The sequence below is a fragment of the Bartonella alsatica genome, assembly GCF_013388295.1.
Classification (GTDB): Bacteria; Pseudomonadota; Alphaproteobacteria; order Rhizobiales; family Rhizobiaceae; genus Bartonella; species Bartonella alsatica.
The window spans coordinates 680868-698972 of record NZ_CP058235.1 but is presented as its reverse complement, the minus strand read 5'-3'; the positions used below and the strand labels follow the sequence as shown (position 1 = coordinate 698972).

The following is an 18105-nucleotide window of genomic DNA, read 5'->3' as shown; positions in this document are numbered from 1 at the left end:
ATCGAATTTGTTAACTTCGAGAATATAAAGAGGGGATCCTAATAATTGAGAAAACAAATGCATTATAGGCGTGATATTTAAAACTATTTTGGAATTTAAAGTGAAAACTTTCTTTTTGGTGGTTTCATGATCAATAGCGCTTAGCATAATTTGGTTTAGTATATGGGCTGCTAGATGAAATAAACGTGTTGCTGTTTTAGCTTTTGGTTTATTGCCGTGGAAGTAACATTATTAGAATAGATTAAGGATAGTTATTAGAATAGATTAAGGATAGTTGATGCAGTGAGGTTTTTAAGAGTTTTCAACTATTTTTATTTGCTAAAGGGAGACAATGAATCCTCATATAGAGACGTGATGCAATTAATAAAAAGGATTTGATGGCGGTAATAAGACAAAAATAAGGTTGTTTTGTTTTAAAAAAGGGGTGAAAATCTCAATATTCAGCTAATGATGCTTGTTCTTTTTTCTTTCAAATAAATCTTCCATTATCCAGAGGATAATCTGCTCTTTGCTTAGAGATAAAGGAAGCGCGCAATAAAACATTTATTGATATTCGCTTTTAGTGCTCTATCTTTCTTATTGTTTTCTCGTTGTCTGTTAGAGACAATCAAGAGGGTTGTCTGTTAGAGACAATCAAGAGGATGATCAATTGTGAATAGTAAATCCAGTGTCTCTTTTTTGCCCAATTTTTTAATATGTTGCATTAGAGATAAGAAAGGAGATTTTATGTCATGTTTGTTCCATTTTTAATCGCTTTAGGTACAGCAATAACAGCTGTGTATGGTAAGAAAAATATAAGTTATGCCTTGTGGACAATTCTGTTGGTCGTTATTCTTCTCACTTTTAATTATCACGCAACTTCCACGTTAAATTTATCTTTTTGAGAGAATACCCATGGAACATGTTGAACAAAAAAACCCTCATTTTGTTATATTGATGAATACCTTAGGACTTATAGGATTATCCATTGTCTTGGTCGTAGCTTTTTATTATCAGTTGGTAAAGTTTGAGTTACCTTGTCCCCTTTGTCTTCTTCAACGTGTTGGTTTGATGCTGGCTGGGTGTGGGTTTTTACTTAATATTCACCATAAAGTGAAAAATACCCATTATGGTATGGTTATTCTTGGTTGTATGGTGACCAGTATTGTCGCTGCAAGGCAAGTGTTTTTACATATTACTCCAGATGATCTTGGATATGGGTCAACATTCTTTGGGTTGCATTTTTATACTTGGGCTTTCATTATTTCAGTTCTTTGTATTCTTGGGGTTTCTATTGTTATGATTTTGGGCGAATTGGCGCACAAATTTAAAGAGTTTTCTCCTTTTCCAATTTTTGCTAAAATGGCAAGTTCCTTATTTATATTTTTGATCGCGGCAAACTTGATTTCTACTGTACTTGAATGCGGTGGTGGGCAATGTGCTGATGATCCTGTAAGATATGAATTGTTGTCAAATTGGTTTCCTTCCTCATCTTAAAGTGTTTTTTTTATAAATTTTCCGGATAAATATCTTGACGGTGAGATAAAGAGGTAGCAGTGTTCAACATTGCTGCTTCTTTTTTTGCAAAAGCTTTTAAAATCTCACTCAGATTTTTGATCTTCTCGTGGAAGATTTTACCTTTTATCAGCGCAGGCATATGCATTCCTTGCACTGAAAAATATTATGGCAAACCAGATTTTGCGTGCCAAAATCTTGATTATTATCTCTTAAAGAAAAACTTTTTTATTAAAATTTTTGTCTTTGAGATGAGATTTTTTGTTCTTGTGTCTTTTAAATTCTATGTGAGCTGATTTGTCGTTTAGTATTCATTAATGCTCAGGGGGGTAATGTTTTTACAGCGTGAAGTTTTAGATTTAAAAGGTTAGTGCTAAAAATTTTCTATAAAATTTGTTTGTAATAAATAGGCTTCTTTTATGTGTTGTTCTTTGTTTTTTTTAATGCTTCATTAGCTTGTACATTTGGAAATATAATACGTTCTTTTCTTATTTTCGGATATAGATTTCTTTTTAAAGCTTTTATGTTGAAAAAGGGGTAAACATTTTAAAAGGGGTTCTTAAAGTAGCAACAGAGTGGGTAGATAATACAGCTCCATTCTTTTGATAGTTGTCGGAACTATGTTGCTCAAAAATTACTAACCATAAGCAATTTTACCAAACGCGCGGATAACCTTTAAATGTGTAGAGTGCATTGACAGTGATTATATGGAGAAGCTGTACATAATAGATTATATGGAGAAGCTGTACATAATAGATTATATGGAGAAGCTGTACATAATATTTAAGATTGTTGTTTGGGCACATTCATCTGCGAAACAAAAAGGCTATCTTGAAATATGTATTATGTAAGGAAGGGGTTATGTGGTTGCATGATAATTTGAAAAAAGAGTGCGTGTTTTTTTGTGTTAGTTTGTGCAAACAGTGCAAAGACGTAAAGATTTCAAGAAAAAGTATTGATATGTGAGATTTCTTTAAAGGAAAGGGCTATGGTCTTTTAAAGACAGTGTTTTGAAGCACCATCGTGTGAAATGTTTTTAAACAGATTTACGGTTTTCTGTAAATATTTTAAAGCGTAAAAGCGTGAATATGTAAAAAAGTAAAACGCAGAGATTATCCATTATGTGGGCTGTTGTAAGTGCTATTGCATGGGGCAAAGGTTATTCAAAAGGGGGAAAAAGTATTGATATGTGAGATTTCTTTAAAGGAAAGGCCTATGGTCTTTTAAAGACAGTGTTTTAAAGCCCATCGTGTAAAATGTTTTTATACAGATTTACGGTTTTCTGTAAATATTTTAAAGCGTAAAAGCGTGAATATGTAAAAAAGTAAAACGCAGAGATTATCCATTATATGGGCTGTTGTAAGTGCTTTCCATGGGGCAAAGGTTGTTCAAAAGGGGGAAAAAGTATTGATATGTGAGATTTCTTTAAAGGAAAGGCCTATGGTCTTTTAAAGACAGTGTTTTAAAGCCCATCGTGTAAAATGTTTTTATACAGATTTACGGTTTTCTGTAAATATTTTAAAGCGTAAAAGCGTGAATATGTAAAAAAGTAAAACGCAGAGATTATCCATTATATGGGCTGTTGTAAGTGCTTTCCATGGGGCAAAGGTTATTCAAAAGGGGGAAAAAGTATTGATATGTGAGATTTCTTTAAAGGAAAGGGCTATGGTCTTTTAAAGACAGTGTTTTGAAGCACCATCGTGTGAAATGTTTTTAAACAGATTTACGGTTTTCTGTAAATATTTTAAAGCGTAAAAGCGTGAATATGTAAAAAAGTAAAACGCAGAGATTATCCATTATGTGAGCTATTGTAAGTGCTTTCCATGGGGCAAAGGTTATTCAAAAGGGGGAAAAGTGTTGCATGAGGGGAGTTAAGGTAGGGCGAAGAGAGGCGTGAGAAGATATTGGAGAAGAGGTGGGGGCTGGAGTAAAAGATAAGCTGAAAGAAGTATTTGCTGAAAGACATTTTAACAAATTGGCTCAATTTTGGAGCCAAAGTCTTAGGGGTTAAAGCTTTTTGAGAGTGTCTGGGAACAAACACAAAAAGAAAAACCTTCTCTTTTTTATTAAATTTTGTTCACAAAACTGAGAAAATAAGGTATGAACGCTGAAAAATAATACTCAGCTGAAAAAATTATATGCACTGTAAAGGAAATTATTTTTTATGTCAAAAGAAGAAGTTCTAGAGTTTTCTGGTATTGTGACCGAACTTTTACCTAATGCGATGTTTCGCGTAAAATTAGAAAATGATCATGAAATTATTGCACATACTGCCGGAAGAATGCGAAAAAACCGTATTCGTGTGTTAGCTGGGGATAAAATCATGGTGGAAATGACCCCTTATGATTTGACAAAGGGCCGTATTACGTATCGCTATAAGTAAGTTATGGGTGGTTTTTGTTTTATAAAGCGTTCGTATTGTTTCTAAAGTATTTTTATGTTTCTTCTCATAAGGGAGAAATTAAAATGATCTCGGAAATGGTGTTGTCAATATGTGAAGGGTATCAGCGGCGTTAAGTGAATTAAGTGGTGATTTAAAATCATTCTGAGGGGGTAAAATGAGAAAATTAAAGAAAGCCTTCTTGAGAAAAGAGCATGCGAAAAAAAATTCTGGAGAAATCCATTTGGTGCTCGCTTCCGCTTCACCGCGTCGTTTAGCGCTTTTAGCGCAGATTGGTCTTGATCCGCATAAGGTTTTTGCAACCAATATCGATGAAACACCAAAAGTAAGAGAACATCCTGCAAATCTTGCAAAACGCTTGGCAAAGGAAAAAGCGTTTAAAGCACAAGAGACTTTGCTATGGCACAGTCAAAATGGCCAAGACATATCAGGGCAGAATATTATCTTGGCTGCTGATACTGTGGTTGCTGTTGGACGTACCATTCTTCCTAAACCAGAGGGCGAAGACGAGGCTTATGAATGTTTGCGTTTCCTTTCTGGACGTTCCCACAAAGTGTATGGTGCTATTTGTGCGCTGAATGAATGCAGAAAAGTAACTGTGAAATTGGTCGAAAGCCGTGTCCGTTTTAGACGGTTGACTACTACATTGATGAATGCTTATCTTGCTTCTGGAGAATGGGAAGGAAAAGCTGGTGGCTACGCTATTCAGGGAAAAGCTGGTGCTTTTGTGGTCCATATTTCTGGTTCTTATTCCAATGTGGTGGGATTGCCTTTGGCTGAAACAATGGATCTTCTGACAGCTTATAACTATCCACTTCTTTCTCATTGGACTGGAGAGAGCTATTAGAGATATTCATGTAACAGAAAAAACGAATGGAATAGTGTAAAAAGCAATAAAAAAGCAATAAAAAGGAAATAGCAAAAAAATTAAAAAAGAACTGCCTATAAACACTAAGACGCGTTAAATAGTTAAGAGAGTCAGATTAAATGCAAACAGAGACATCTCCAATTCGTCCTCCGCACCCTTGTCCGATTTGTGGCCAGATGGCACAACAAAATACTTATCCTTTCTGTTCAACACGGTGTCGGGCTATTGATTTGAACCGATGGCTTTCTGGTGCCTATATTTTACCACCACCACCGCAAATAAGTGATGAAGAAGAATAGAGAGTGATAAGATGTTTAAGAGCATTAAAATGGGGTTTTGGCAAGGGCGAATGTTTGAAGCCGGTGAGAGAATGTGGGATTTTGGAAGAGGATTGCGTATTTAGCTCGAGTATAAAGTGGGTGTTTGATGAGCTGGCACGGGAATATTGGGGGCGTTGAGGGAGATAGCTTTTGGAAACAAACAAAAGACCAGGCGTTTGAGTTGCCGAGAGAGCTGATTATTGGATTTAAGGCAAGGGTAAATGTTTGAAGCCGATGGGAGAATGCGGGATTTTGGAAGAGGATTGCGTATTTAGCTCGAGTATAAAGTGGGTGTTTGATGAGCTGGCACGGGAATATTGGGGGCGTTGAGGGAGATAGCTTTTGGAAACAAACAAAAGACCAGGCGTTTGAGTTGCCGAGAGAGCTGATTATTGGATTTAAGGCAAGGGTAAATGTTTGAAGCCGATGGGAGAATGCGGGATTTTGGAAGAGGATTGCGTATTTAGCTCGAGTATAAAGTGGGTGTTTGATGAGCTGGCACGGGAATATTGGGGGCGTTGAGGGAGATAGCTTTTGGAAACAAACAAAAGACCAGGCGTTTGAGTTGCTGAGAGAGCTGATTATTGGATTTAAGGCAAGGGTAAATGTTTGAAGCCAGTGAGAGAATGTGGGATTTTGGAAGAGGATTGCGTATTTAGCTCGAGTATAAAGTGGGTGTTTGATGAGCTGGCACGGGAATATTGGGGGCGTTGAGGGAGATAGCTTTTGGAAACAAACAAAAGACCAGGCGTTTGAGTTGCCGAGAGAGCTGATTATTGGATTTAAGGCAAGGGCGAATGTTTGAAGCCGGTGAGAGAATGCGGGATTTTGGAAGAGGATTGCGTATTTAGCTCGAGTATAAAGTGGGTGTTTGAGGTGAAAAGCTGGGCATCTTAAAGAACAAAGGCTTTTTCAACGTTAAAGCGTGGTTTTATCCAGAATAAAAAAGCAGCACGGAAAAGTGAGAAAAACAATAGTGAGAAGACAAAAAACTATCTCTTATCTAATCTCTTTCTAAATTGGCGTGAGGGATTTTGTAACCTTAAGAAGGGAAAAGTTAATTTGTTTTCATAATTTTCCAAGTTGTTCCATTAGATATAGACATAATCTTCTAGTGCGTGGTGTTATGCCGTGTGTTGTTGTTGATGTGAAGTGAAGAAATGAGAATAGTTCGTTTGTTTACTTAAGTCGATCAGGAAGACGTGAAAGAGATGGTTGGCTTCCAAGAACCATTTTGCAAACGAATGACAAATGAGTTTTTCTTTTTCAATGCATTTAAAACAGTTTGTACAGATAGATCTTTTCCATTAAAAATGGCCTCTTTCAGTGCAGTCGGAGATGCTAAGCCCTTCAAGGTCGCTTATCCTATTCATGTAAGAATTGAGTTTACATAGTATTTGGTCGATATAAGATTTTTTATACTTTTTCTGAACTGAAGTATTTAGTAGCACTTAATATTTGTTATTGGCCATTGGGTTAAAAAGGTCGAATTGCAGACTCAATACATAATAAGAAAAAAGATGCCTTTTCCAATGAGAATAGTCTTCAACAAAACTTGAAGATTTATGGAGTTTTCTAGATATGCCTGGAGTTTCTGTAGCATTAACTGTTGTTTTTTTACCAGCTATTAGGCTGATTATTGTTTCTATAACCAAATTTCCGTTTTTGGAAATATCTCGTTGGTATTGACGACCAATCTTTACAGAAATTCAATTTCACATCACCCTCTTAGTTTTCATGGGTAAAATGCTTACATTTATCACTTTTCTATCCTGTTGTCTTCGTAATGGAAGTATTAACAGTGTTAGCGCTTCTGTTGAATAAATCGATATGTCTACTTTTTTCGTTTTGGAACTGAAGTTGGTTTTTTCAGAAATAGATGGAACCAAGTCTACCATCGTAATATTTCCTGGGAGAAAGAGAATGGATCGAATATAGCGTTATTAGGTCATGTATGTTGCATCGTAACAACTTTTATCGGCAAAAACGATATAGCTTGGTTTGCTTGTTATAAGGAATAAAAATATTAAGCATCTTTTTTACGTTGCAATTATTTAACCTTCTTTGATTTTATAAAGCTGATGTGAATACGTTAATAAGTATATATTCAAAGATTTTTAAAGAAATAATATAAGAAGTACTTTTGATTTTTATTATTATTACATGTTGTAAAATACTGCTTTATTTAAAGCAAAAGCTGTGTTTGTACGCAAATACAGAATCTTAATGATGGCACTTTGGTGATGGCACTTTGGTGATGACACTTTGGTGGTGAGACTTTGGTGATGACACTTTGGTGGTGAGACTTTGGTGATGACACTTTGGTGGTGAGACTTTGGTGGTGAGACTTTGGTGGTGGCACTTTGGTGGTGGCACTTTGGTGGTGAGACTTTGGTGATGACACTTTGGTGGTGAGACTTTGGTGGTGAGACTTTGGTGGTGGCACTTTGGTGGTGAGACTTTGGTGGTGAGACTTTGGTGGTGGCACTTTGGTGGTGAGACTTTGGTGGTGAGACTTTGGTGGTGAGACTTTGGTGGTGAGACTTTGGTGATGACACTTTGGTGGTGGGATTTCGGTGGAGGAGTTTTATAAGAAAACTGCGGTTTTGTTGAAAAATGACCGCGCATCTTCTTACCCCTCTTGCTATAGGGCTTATGAGAACCCATATTTGGTTTAGTACTACGGCTATTTTACATGCTGTCTCGTTCGTGGTGTTTCTTGGGGGCAGGCTTATACTTGCGAGTGCTTTGGGGAGTTAAAGTGCAGCGGTGGTGCAAGAAAGGAAGAAAAATGAACCTGGAAAAATATAGCGAACGACTGCAAGGCTTTTTACAAACAGCACAAAATAATGCTCTCTCTTCTGATCATCAGCAATTTATGCCAGAGCATTTTCTCAAAGTATTGCTAGATGACTCTCAAGGATTGGCCGCATCTCTGATTCAAAAAGCTGGGGGTGATCTCTCTCTTATTCAAAAGGCGCTCAAAGAAGCACTTGATGCTTTGCCAAAAGTACAAGGTGGAAATGGACAACTCTATCTTTCCCAGCCGTTAGCAAAAGTATTCACTATGGCCGAAGATTTAGCAAAAAAAGCCGGTGATCAATTTGTTACCGTAGAGCGTGTGCTACAAGCGCTTATTATGGAAAAATCGGCAAAAACAGCCGATATTTTAACAAAAGCAGGTTTGACTCCGCAAGCGCTCAATCAAGCTATTGATACGTTACGTAAAGGAAAAACAGCAACAAGCCCTCATGCCGAAAGCCAATATGATGCTTTGCAAAAATATGCTCGAGATCTCACAAAAGATGCGCGCGAAGGAAAGCTCGATCCTGTCATTGGACGTGAGGAAGAAATTCGTCGCACTATTCAGGTGCTTTCACGGCGTACCAAAAATAATCCTGTACTCATTGGTGAACCGGGTGTTGGGAAAACCGCAATCGTTGAAGGGTTAGCTCTGCGCATTATTAATGGTGATGTCCCTGAAACTTTGCGCGATAAACAGCTTTACGCACTGGATATGGGAGCACTTATCGCTGGAGCAAAATATCGCGGAGAATTTGAGGAACGTCTTAAAGCTGTCCTTGCTGAGGTGCAAGCTGAAAATGGGCAAATCATTTTGTTTATTGATGAATTACATAATCTTGTCGGTGCTGGAAAAACCGATGGTCCTATGGATGCTTCTAACCTGCTAAAACCTGCTCTTGCTCGCGGAGAACTCCATTGTGTGGGGGCGACAACACTTGATGAATATCGCAAATATGTCGAAAAAGATGCCGCTCTTGCCCGCCGCTTCCAACCTGTCTTTGTGCCTGAACCATCTCTTGAGGATACAATCTCTATCTTGCGTGGCATTAAAGAAAAATATGAACAACATCATAAAGTGCGTTTGGCTGACAGTGCTTTAATCGCTGCAGCTCGCCTGTCTAATCGTTATATTACTGATCGTTTCTTGCCTGATAAAGCTATTGATCTCATAGATGAAGCGGCTGCACGGTTGCGTATGCAGGTCGATTCAAAGCCTGAAGAACTCGATGCACTGGACCGGCGTATCTTGCAGTTAAAAATCGAACGCGAAGCTTTGAAAACAGATGTGGAGCCAACCGCAAAAGAACGTTTGCAAATTGTGCAAGATGAACTCAATATCTTGGAACAACAATCTGCTGAAATGACAACTGCTTGGCAGGCCGAAAAACAAAAGTTAGGGCATGCTGCCGATTTGAAAAAACAGCTTGAAGAGGCTCGCAATGCTTTGGCTATTGCACAGCGTGATGGACAATTCCAAAAAGCTGGAGAACTCGCTTATAGTGTTATTCCTCAACTTGAAAAACAATTGAGCATAGCTGAAAATGATGATCAACAAAATCATCTCGTCGAAGAAACTGTCACGGCTGAACATGTTGCCCGAATTGTTTCACGCTGGACCGGAATTCCTGTTGATCGTATGCTCGAGGCAGAACGAGAGGCACTCTTGCGTATGGAAGACGAAATTAGTACCCGTGTGGTTGGGCAAGGCGAAGCTGTTCAAGCTGTTTCCCGCGCTGTGCGGCGTGCCCGTGCTGGACTGCAAGATCCAAATCGGCCTATCGGTTCCTTTATGTTTCTTGGTCCTACCGGTGTGGGAAAAACCGAATTAACCAAAGCGCTCGCCGCTTTTCTTTTTCAAGATCCTAATGCAATGTTACGCATCGATATGTCTGAATATATGGAAAAGCACGCTGGTGCACGCCTGATTGGTGCTCCACCTGGATATGTTGGATATGAAGAAGGTGGGGTGCTTACCGAAGCAGTGCGGCGTAGACCTTATCAGGTCATTTTGTTCGATGAAATTGAAAAAGCTCATCCCGATATTTTTAATCTCTTGTTGCAAGTTCTTGATGAAGGGCGCTTGACTGATAGCCAAGGACGTACTGTCGATTTTCGCAACACTTTGTTGATTATGACATCAAATCTTGGGGCTGAATTTTTAACTGCCTTACCTGAGGGACAAACAACTGATCAAGCAAAAGACGATGTCATGAAGGTTGTAAAAGCAGCTTTCCGGCCTGAATTTCTTAACCGTATTGATGAGATTATTCTCTTTCAAAGATTGCAACGCAGGGATATGGAAGCTATTGTTGATATTCAGATGCAACATTTGCAACATTTGCTCGATGAACGCAAAATAACTTTGCAAATTAAACCAGAAGTCCGACAATTTCTCGCAAATAAAGGCTATGATCCTCTCTATGGTGCGCGTCCTCTCAAACGTATTATCCAAAAAGAAATTCAAGATCCGCTAGCAGAAAATATCTTGTTTGGAAAAATTCATGATGAATCAACTGTAACAGTGGCTAAAGAAAAAGATCAATTGACTTTTTTGTCTGGAAATTAAAAATCTGCCTCTGAAATGAAAATATGACAATGAATGAGAAGATGTCTATGAAGTAAACAAAAAATTTCAATGTAAATATAAAAAAGTTGACAAGGTAAATCTAAACTGATACTATTTCGTACAATAGGGTTTTTGTATTTTTTACTCAAATAGAAAAGTGGATGAGACCTTTTGCTGAAGGGGGCCACTAAGTAGAGTATCTAAGTAGAGTATCTAAGAGCGGGTGGAGGAACTCTGGAATACAGATGCAGAATAACTATGCAGAATAACTATGCAGAATAACTATGCAGAATAACTATGCAGAATAACTATGCAGAATAACTATGCAGAATAACTATGCAGAATAACTATGCAGAATAACTATGCAGAATAACTATGCAGAATAACTATGCAGAATAACTATGCAGAATAACTATGCAGAATAACTATGCAGAATAACTATGCAGAATAACTATGCAGAATAACTATGCAGAATAACTATAATGTGTACTGTCTGCTTCGCTCTAGAGTGAGTTTGGATTTTCCGTTAAATTCTGGTCCTCAGACTTAATCATCGGTCAAATTTATTGTATCGTCAATCGAGTGGATTTTGTCGTATAATTGAATAAGAGAAATTTCTGAACAAGGGTGTAGATTGTTCTTGAAATTGCAGTGCTGATTTTTATGCCATTTTTCATGTCATGGGATCAGTGTCTTTTTCCTTGAAGGAACATGATGATGGCAGAAGAACGTTGTCTTCCCTTACGTCGAAGAGGACGGCCAAAAGGTGCGTTGAATAAAACAACAAGGCAGTTTAATGAAGCCCTTCTTACAGCAGCTGAACAAGCTGGATATCACTATGGTGAAGATGGGTTGGTGTCTTATCTTCAATATCATGCACTCAATAATCCTGTGCCTTTTTTTTCGCTTCTTGCAAAAGTTTTACCTCTGCAAGTGGCTGGAGAGGGAAGAGACCCAGTTCAAACAATTTCACGTGTTGAAATTGTGCCGATAGTTTCAAAGAATGTGAAGTCTGTTGGGGCTACAAAACCTGATGATTGTGGTGCTTGAGGAGCGCTTTCTCTTAGGAGATGTGTTCCTTAGAGTATCTTGTTTTTAGGAATTGTAGTGCTTTGAGAATTAATAACAATCGCTCTTATTTTAAAAATTTATCCCTGTTTTTGGGGAACGATTGATTTGCAAAGATTCTGGCTTTGTAGGTTATTGGGGTAGCAGGAAAAGGCGATGTTAAAATAACCTCACTTGTTGAAATTGTGTCAGTGATTTTAAAGGATATGCAGTCTGAAGGGATATGAGACCTGATGATTGTGAAGTCTGAAGAGGGGGGTGTCTTCTGGAATGTGGAGCTTAAGGAGCATTTCTTCTTAGGGAAAAGCTTGGGAATTGTGGTCTTTGACGCGGGGGGCTTGGAGGTGTGATATCTGGAGATCGTGATTTTTAAAAATGATCGTGTTTGAGGCTTCATGATAACTACACAAATTGCTCTTATTCCAAAACTTATTCCTATTTTTACTGGAAAGGCTGATGTACGTGCTGCTTGGGGAGGGCGGGGATCAGGAAAAACACGTTCTTTTGCCTTGATGTCTGCTGTAATCGGATATCGGCATGGAAAGGCTGGAGAACGGGGTATTATTCTCTGTGCACGACAATTTCAAAATTCGCTCAATGAAAGTTCGTTGGAAGAAATTAAACGGGCTATTGAGGCTTATCCTTTTCTACAGGACTATTATGAAGTCGGTGATAAATATATCAAGTCAAAAGATGGACGTATCGTTTATGTTTTTGCTGGGCTTGATCGTAATATTGCAAGTATTAAATCAATGGGGCGCGTTTTTCTCTGCTGGGTTGATGAGGCCGAACCTGTTACTGAGACTGCTTGGCAAACGCTTATTCCAACTTTGCGTGAAGAAGGAAAAGATTGGAATGCCGAATTGTGGGTGACATGGAATCCTTGCCGTGAAAATGCGCCTGTAGAAAAACGTTTCCGAAATGTAAATAATCCTTATATCAAAGGTGTTGAAATCAATTGGCGTGATAATCCTCAATTTCCCGAAAAACTCAATCGAGATCGCAAAGCGGATTTAGAACAACGACCTGAACAGTATAACCATATTTGGGAAGGTGAATATCTCCAAGCTGTTGAAGGCGCTTATTACCAAAAAGCGCTTCTTGAAGCAGAGCAGGAAGGGCGTATTACCACTGTTCCGCGTGATCCGTTGATGCAGATCAGAATTTTTTGGGATATCGGTGGAACTGGAGCAAAAGCTGATGCAACCGCTTTGTGGGTAGCACAGTTCGTTGGACGTGAAATTCGGGTTCTTGATTATTATGAAGCCCAAGGACAGCCTCTCTCAGAGCATGTTGGCTGGGTGTTTCAGCGGGGCTATGACAAGGCTTTGATGGTTTTGCCACATGATGGTGCAACAAAAGATCGTGTCTATAATGTGAGTTTTGAAAGTGCTCTCCAACAAGCTGGATTCCAAACTAAAATTATTCCTAATCAAGGAGTAGGGGCCGTAAAAATGCGCATTGAAGCTGTAAGGCGATTGTTTCCTGCTATATGGTTTAACCGTGAAACAACACATGCTGGACGAAAAGCGCTCGCTTGGTATCACGAAAAACGTGATGAACAGCGTAATATCGGATTAGGCGCTGAACATGATTGGGCAAGCCATGGCGCTGATAGTTTCGGGCTTATGTGTGTGGCTTATGAACAGCCAAACATGCGGCCGAAAAAAAATACTTATCGTTCTTTTCACCATTCTCAAACTTCATGGATGGCTTTTTAATGAATACTTCTGCAGACTCTTTTGATCCCATTGAGACGCTTGAACACCAAGCTCTCTTTAAAAAACTTGTTAGCTGGTACCACGATGATATTGTGCATGTCGAGCAATGGCGAAAAAATGCCCAAGAAGATTACGATTTTTATAATGGACGGCAATGGAATGAACAAGATCTTGCTGTGTTGCGCGAACAAAATAGACCGGTCATGACTTTTAACCGTATTGCGCCTTTGATTAATGCGGTGATTGGCACAGAGCGCAATAATAAACGACAAGTACAATTTATTCCACGTCAAGAAGGTGCAGCTTTTGCTAACCAGATCCTTACCGGAGCCGCAGAATGGTTTCGTGATGAAGCTGATGGAGAGTACGAAGATTCTGATGCGTTTCAAGATGCTATAATTTGCGGAATGGGTTGGACAGATACCAGACTTGATTATGAAGAAGACCCGCAAGGAAAACCTGTGATTGCACGATTAGATCCTATGAAAATGGTTTGGGATGCAAGTGCTGTTAAACCAAATCTAATTGATGCACAGCGTGTATGGTATATTGATGAAAAACCCTTGACGGTTGCGCAGGAAATGTTTCCCCATGTCCATTGGAGCGATCTTAATGCCGACTGGGTCAAACATCAGACTTTTTTACACCAAACAAGCGCTGCTGGTACGCAGGGCTATTGTGAAGATATTGAGGAGGTGAGCAGCTTTCAACGTCCTAAAATGGTCACATTGGCTGAATGCCGCTGGTTCGAACGTGAGGTGATTTATAAAGTTCTCGATCCTTTAAGCGGAAAGTTTATTGATTATTCGGAGCAGGATTTCCAAAATTTGTGCAAAGAATCTCCTAATCTTCAAGCGACAAGATTGACAAGAAAAATTGTCAAACGTGCTTTTTTAGGTCGAAAATTGCTTGAAGCACCTGATAAGCCTTTGGTACCACCAAATCAATTGGGATGGGAATGTATTACAGGAACTTTTGATAAGTTAAGTCGGCAATTTTATGGTATTGTGAAACCAACAAAAGATCCGCAACGTTGGGCAAATAAATATTTTAGTCAAGTTATGCATTTGCTCAATAGTCAGTCAAAAGGCGGAATTATGGCTGAACGGGATGCTTTCGATGATGATCGCCAGGCCGTGGAAAGTTGGGCGAGGGCCGATAGTATTACTTGGCTGAAAAGTGGTGCTGTTTCTGGTGGAAGAATCCAGCCTAAACCCGTAGCACAATTCCCCCAAGGCTTTTTTCAGTTGTTTAATGAAGCAAAAAGCGCTATTGAACAAGTGACTGGTTTATCTTCCGAATTTATTGGAACACGTGCGGTGAACCAACCAGGAATCCTTGAAGAACAACGCCGCCAATCATCACTCAATTTGTTGGCTTCTTTCTTTGATGGTTTGCGTCGTTATCGGCAACGACAGGGAAAAATTATTCTCTATCTTATTCAAAACTATCTTTCCGATGGGCGATTGGTGCGTATTGCTGGTGACGAAAACGCCCAATATGTACCGCTAACGCGCGAAATGATCACAAGTTTAGAATACGATATTGTGGTCGATGATGCTCCAACAAGTCTCAATGAAAAAGAGCGGACATTTGCGATGATTATGCAATTACTTCCTTTGATGCAAAATTTCGCAACGCCAGATATTATGCTCGATCTTTTGCGTTATTCTCCTTTGCCGGCATCATTGATCCACAAAATTGCTATCAAAGCACAAAAGCAGAGCTTAGAGGATCAAAGTGTTCCATTGCACGGTGGTGAAAGTGCTCCATTACACGGTAGTGTTGAGACTAGAGGAGAGCTTAATGGTAATGCAGGAGTGGAGCAGTTGATGCAAATTATTTTGCAGAAGGCAAATGCATCAAAATAAGCTGTTTTATTTGAAAAAACATCATCTTATCATCTGAATAAAGAGAAGGCTAACATATGGATCAAGAACATTTAACACCAGATGAACATAACCAATTAAAGCAGGGTTTCCTTTCAGGAACTGAACAGAGGGGAGATACTGAAATTGGAGAAGGAGAAAAAGTAAAAACTCTTGAAGAAAATGTGCAAGGGCATCAAGACATACAGAAACAACAGCGATCATTGCAAGAAGGTATAACGTTACAAGATGTTCAAGGAGAAGCAGAAAGAGAGACCCCGCCAGATCCGCAAAAAGACTTCATGGGTTATATACAATGGTTGGGAAAAGCGCTCTACAAACAAGGGGCATTGCTCTCTGAACAGTCACCTTCCACTGTCTCTGAAGCAGAACAGTTACATGATTTTTATCAACAATCCGTTGTGAGTGTTAAACAAAAGCATCATGATTTTGATCAAGCCGCAGATTTTATTTATGATACGCGGGCTAACCAGTTGGCTGCTTATGCTGCACTCTATCCTGAAATGGCGGATCCAAATGTCATTGATGCTGTGATTGGTAATGAATTAAAGCAAATCGTACGGGATTGTGCGAAGAAAAATCAAAACCCTGCCGAAGTGATTTATACTATTGCACAAAAAATTGGTTACACAAATGTCCCGAATAACAATAGCGAAAATTTGCAAGAACGGCACAATTCTGCACGCACACTTGCTGCTTATAACGGTTTGAATCCAAGTGGTCCCATTTCTTTGGATATGCTCGACAAAATGTCGGAAACAGAATTTAGCATTTGGGTTACTGATCCTAAAAACAAAGCTGCTTTTAACCGCTTAATGGGTGGGGGAGAATCCTAAGAAGGAAAATGCGTTGTGAGGGAATTTTCAAAGCGAATGCGTTGGGGTTCTTGAACAACTATGCAGTGAGGAAATTTCTCAAAGGGGGAGGAAAAGATTATCAACAAGGATTATACACAATACGCAACAACTGATCCACCATCTGAAAATCAGAAATGTGGAGTGTTAATAACCGGCACTTTGCCGGTTTTTTTATGTCAATAAACTTTTAGAGGATAAAATGACTGTAACTTATATCGGACTTAATGACCCAATGGCAGTGCGCACTTGGTCTAAACTATTGAACCAGGAAGTTTCAAAAGCAATTCCTATTGCACCATTGATAGGGAAAGATTCCAACAGTATTGTACAATTAAAAGATGAAACGACTAAAGCAAGTGGTGATGCAATTAGTTTTAACTTGCGCGTACAGCTGCTTGGTGATGGGGTGAGTGAAGGACAGGCGCTTGAAGGCAATGAAGAAGCCCTCCAATTTCTCAATGATCGTTTGGCAATTAATGAACTTGTTCATGCAGTGCGTGTCAAAAATGAAGGCACTATTGATCAGCAACGTATTTTGCACGATTTGCGTACCGAAGCCAAAAATGGTTTGGTTGATTGGTATGCTGATCGTCTCAGTATGATGTTCTTCATACAAGTTTGCGGGTATACTGCAAAAGCTATTAATTTTGAAGGACGCACGATTACTCTTAAACCTGTCCATTACGGTTTTAATGTGCCAACTGCACCAACTGATAAACGTGTTGTGCGCCCTAATGGGAAAATAAAAGATGAAGATTTGAAAGAAGACGATGTTTTTGATCTCAACTTGATTGATAAAGCTGTTGAACGGGCTAAGCTGGCAAATCCAAAAATTAGACCAGTACGCGTTGAAGGTGAAAATGTCTATGTACTTTATTTGCATCCAACTCAGGTGACACAACTGCGTACCAATACAGATGCAGGACAGTGGCTCGACATTACTAAGGCAATCTATAGTGGAAGCCGTCTTAAGAATCCGCTTTATGATGGGTCGCTTGGTATGTATAATGGCGTCGTTTTGCGGGAGGCTGAACATGTTACTGAAGGTGTTGAGTCGGGTTCAACAAATAAAGCTGTGCCGAATGTGCGTCGTGCTGTTCTTTTGGGAGCACAAAGTGCTGTCATTGCTTTTGGAAAAGACCGTGGTGCTACACGCTATAAATTGGTTGAAGAGCTATTCGATTATGAACGAGAGTTCGGTGTTGCTGCAAAAACCATTATCGGTATGAAAAAAACTTGCTTCACATTGCCAGGTAGTACACAAGGGGTGCAGGATTTTGGTACTATTGTCATTCCAACTTATGGAGCACCTGCTTAAAGGCTATTTAAATGTTTTTTCCCAACAGAATACTCTGTTGGGGAAAAGCACGTAAATAGCTTTATAAATAAAAGGATTATGACTGATTATGGCTATGCCCAATAACTCCAACCTTTCGCAATTAAATCATTCTAAAACTTTTGCTTATATGGTCGCGCTTATTCAGGATGAAATTGACGATACAACAGCTGAATATTCCACTCAAATTCAAGATTCAATTTTTACCGCTTTGCGTTTGTGTGAACGGGAACCTTTCTTCTTTAATGAGAAAAGACAGGTGACTTTCAAAACACAAAGTGGAAAAACATGGTATGGTCAAGAAGTGGGAATTGTAATTGAATCAGAAAAGGTTTTGGAATCTGTCCTTGTAGGAACATATCCTGCAACACAAATGCAGTTGCTTTTTAAATCTGTTGAGGCATTGCAACAACAATATGGATTGCAGCCTCCACAAGGAACACCTCTCTTTTTCACTTGCTTTGATCAAAAAATAGGACTCTTTCCAACTCCTCAACAGGTTGAAACTGTGTGTCTTTTTTATGCTCCTGTTCGTGTTGGGGATGAACAGGTGATGGAGAAGGATAATCCGTGGTTAATTTATGCATTTGATTTCATTAAAGCACGTGCAAAATACGAGCTCTACAAGAATATTCTCAAAGATCCTGAATATGCTGCTGCTTCTTTTAGAGATTTTCAAGAACAGCTTCAAGCTTTGCGATTTGAAACATCGCGCCGAAAAAGCTTTTCAAACATTCTGCCAATGAGGTTTTAAATAGTTTTTTCTTAATCGTTGATGAT

17 protein-coding genes and 1 pseudogene are annotated in these 18105 nt (G+C 39.0%); 17 read left to right on the top strand and 1 reads right to left on the bottom strand.

Annotated elements, in window-relative coordinates:
• The first annotated feature begins 731 nt into the window (after positions 1–731).
• Both HWV54_RS06995 and HWV54_RS02875 read left to right on the top strand, forming a co-directional pair.
• Entirely contained in the window at positions 732–884 is a 153-nt protein-coding gene (locus HWV54_RS06995) for a DUF5993 family protein (protein ID WP_005866905.1), read from the top strand.
• Between the two features lie 10 nt (positions 885–894).
• Positions 895–1476 carry a disulfide bond formation protein B gene (locus HWV54_RS02875; protein WP_005866906.1) on the top strand — a complete coding sequence of 194 codons (582 nt, stop codon included), beginning with the start codon at positions 895–897 and terminating at the stop codon, positions 1474–1476.
• Between the two features lie 10 nt (positions 1477–1486).
• Here the strand turns inward: HWV54_RS02875 and HWV54_RS02870 are convergent, their stop codons facing one another.
• Positions 1487–1636: a hypothetical protein gene (locus HWV54_RS02870; protein WP_005866908.1), complete on the bottom strand. Its 150-nt coding sequence runs from the start codon at positions 1634–1636 to the stop codon at positions 1487–1489.
• Between the two features lie 2022 nt (positions 1637–3658).
• Here HWV54_RS02870 and infA point away from each other — a divergent pair.
• The 15 genes and pseudogenes from infA to HWV54_RS02815 all read left to right on the top strand — a co-directional run bounded on the left by infA (position 3659) and on the right by HWV54_RS02815 (position 18079).
• Entirely contained in the window at positions 3659–3877 is a 219-nt protein-coding gene (gene infA / locus HWV54_RS02865) for a translation initiation factor IF-1 (RefSeq protein ID WP_004857577.1), read from the top strand.
• Between the two features lie 175 nt (positions 3878–4052).
• Complete coding sequence (locus HWV54_RS02860) at positions 4053–4742, top strand: Maf family nucleotide pyrophosphatase (protein ID WP_005866909.1); 690 nt, start codon at positions 4053–4055, stop codon at positions 4740–4742.
• A 143-nt stretch (positions 4743–4885) separates the two neighbouring features.
• Positions 4886–5062 (top strand): annotated as a pseudogene (gene yacG / locus HWV54_RS02855) (DNA gyrase inhibitor YacG); the annotation flags it as partial.
• A 127-nt stretch (positions 5063–5189) separates the two neighbouring features.
• Positions 5190–5312, top strand: a complete 123-nt coding sequence (locus HWV54_RS07180; RefSeq protein ID WP_281357553.1) for a hypothetical protein — start codon at positions 5190–5192, stop codon at positions 5310–5312.
• Positions 5313–5381: 69 nt separating this feature from the next.
• Entirely contained in the window at positions 5382–5504 is a 123-nt protein-coding gene (locus tag HWV54_RS07175) for a hypothetical protein (protein WP_281357553.1), read from the top strand.
• 69 nt (positions 5505–5573) lie between these two features.
• Entirely contained in the window at positions 5574–5696 is a 123-nt protein-coding gene (locus tag HWV54_RS07170) for a hypothetical protein (protein ID WP_281357552.1), read from the top strand.
• Positions 5697–5765: 69 nt separating this feature from the next.
• On the top strand, positions 5766–5888 hold the full coding sequence (locus HWV54_RS07165) for a hypothetical protein (RefSeq protein WP_281357551.1): 123 nt from the start codon (positions 5766–5768) through the stop codon (positions 5886–5888).
• A 1811-nt stretch (positions 5889–7699) separates the two neighbouring features.
• Positions 7700–7843 carry a hypothetical protein gene (locus HWV54_RS02850; protein WP_156785836.1) on the top strand — a complete coding sequence of 48 codons (144 nt, stop codon included), beginning with the start codon at positions 7700–7702 and terminating at the stop codon, positions 7841–7843.
• Between the two features lie 31 nt (positions 7844–7874).
• A complete protein-coding gene (clpB, locus tag HWV54_RS02845; RefSeq protein ID WP_005866916.1) occupies positions 7875–10454 on the top strand; it encodes an ATP-dependent chaperone ClpB in 2580 nt (859 codons plus the stop codon).
• Between the two features lie 714 nt (positions 10455–11168).
• Positions 11169–11504: a hypothetical protein gene (locus HWV54_RS02840; protein WP_005866921.1), complete on the top strand. Its 336-nt coding sequence runs from the start codon at positions 11169–11171 to the stop codon at positions 11502–11504.
• 413 nt (positions 11505–11917) lie between these two features.
• Entirely contained in the window at positions 11918–13243 is a 1326-nt protein-coding gene (locus HWV54_RS02835) for a PBSX family phage terminase large subunit (protein ID WP_005866923.1), read from the top strand.
• Positions 13243–15114 carry a portal protein gene (locus HWV54_RS02830; protein ID WP_005866925.1) on the top strand — a complete coding sequence of 624 codons (1872 nt, stop codon included), beginning with the start codon at positions 13243–13245 and terminating at the stop codon, positions 15112–15114. The genes HWV54_RS02835 and HWV54_RS02830 overlap by 1 nt, the downstream gene beginning before the upstream one ends.
• Positions 15115–15170: 56 nt before the next feature.
• Positions 15171–15968, top strand: coding sequence for a hypothetical protein (locus HWV54_RS02825; RefSeq protein ID WP_005866927.1), 798 nt, complete (start codon positions 15171–15173; stop codon positions 15966–15968).
• 220 nt (positions 15969–16188) lie between these two features.
• Positions 16189–17307 carry a N4-gp56 family major capsid protein gene (locus tag HWV54_RS02820; protein ID WP_005866929.1) on the top strand — a complete coding sequence of 373 codons (1119 nt, stop codon included), beginning with the start codon at positions 16189–16191 and terminating at the stop codon, positions 17305–17307.
• An 88-nt stretch (positions 17308–17395) separates the two neighbouring features.
• Positions 17396–18079, top strand: coding sequence for a hypothetical protein (locus tag HWV54_RS02815; RefSeq protein ID WP_005866931.1), 684 nt, complete (start codon positions 17396–17398; stop codon positions 18077–18079).
• Positions 18080–18105: the final 26 nt, after the last annotated feature.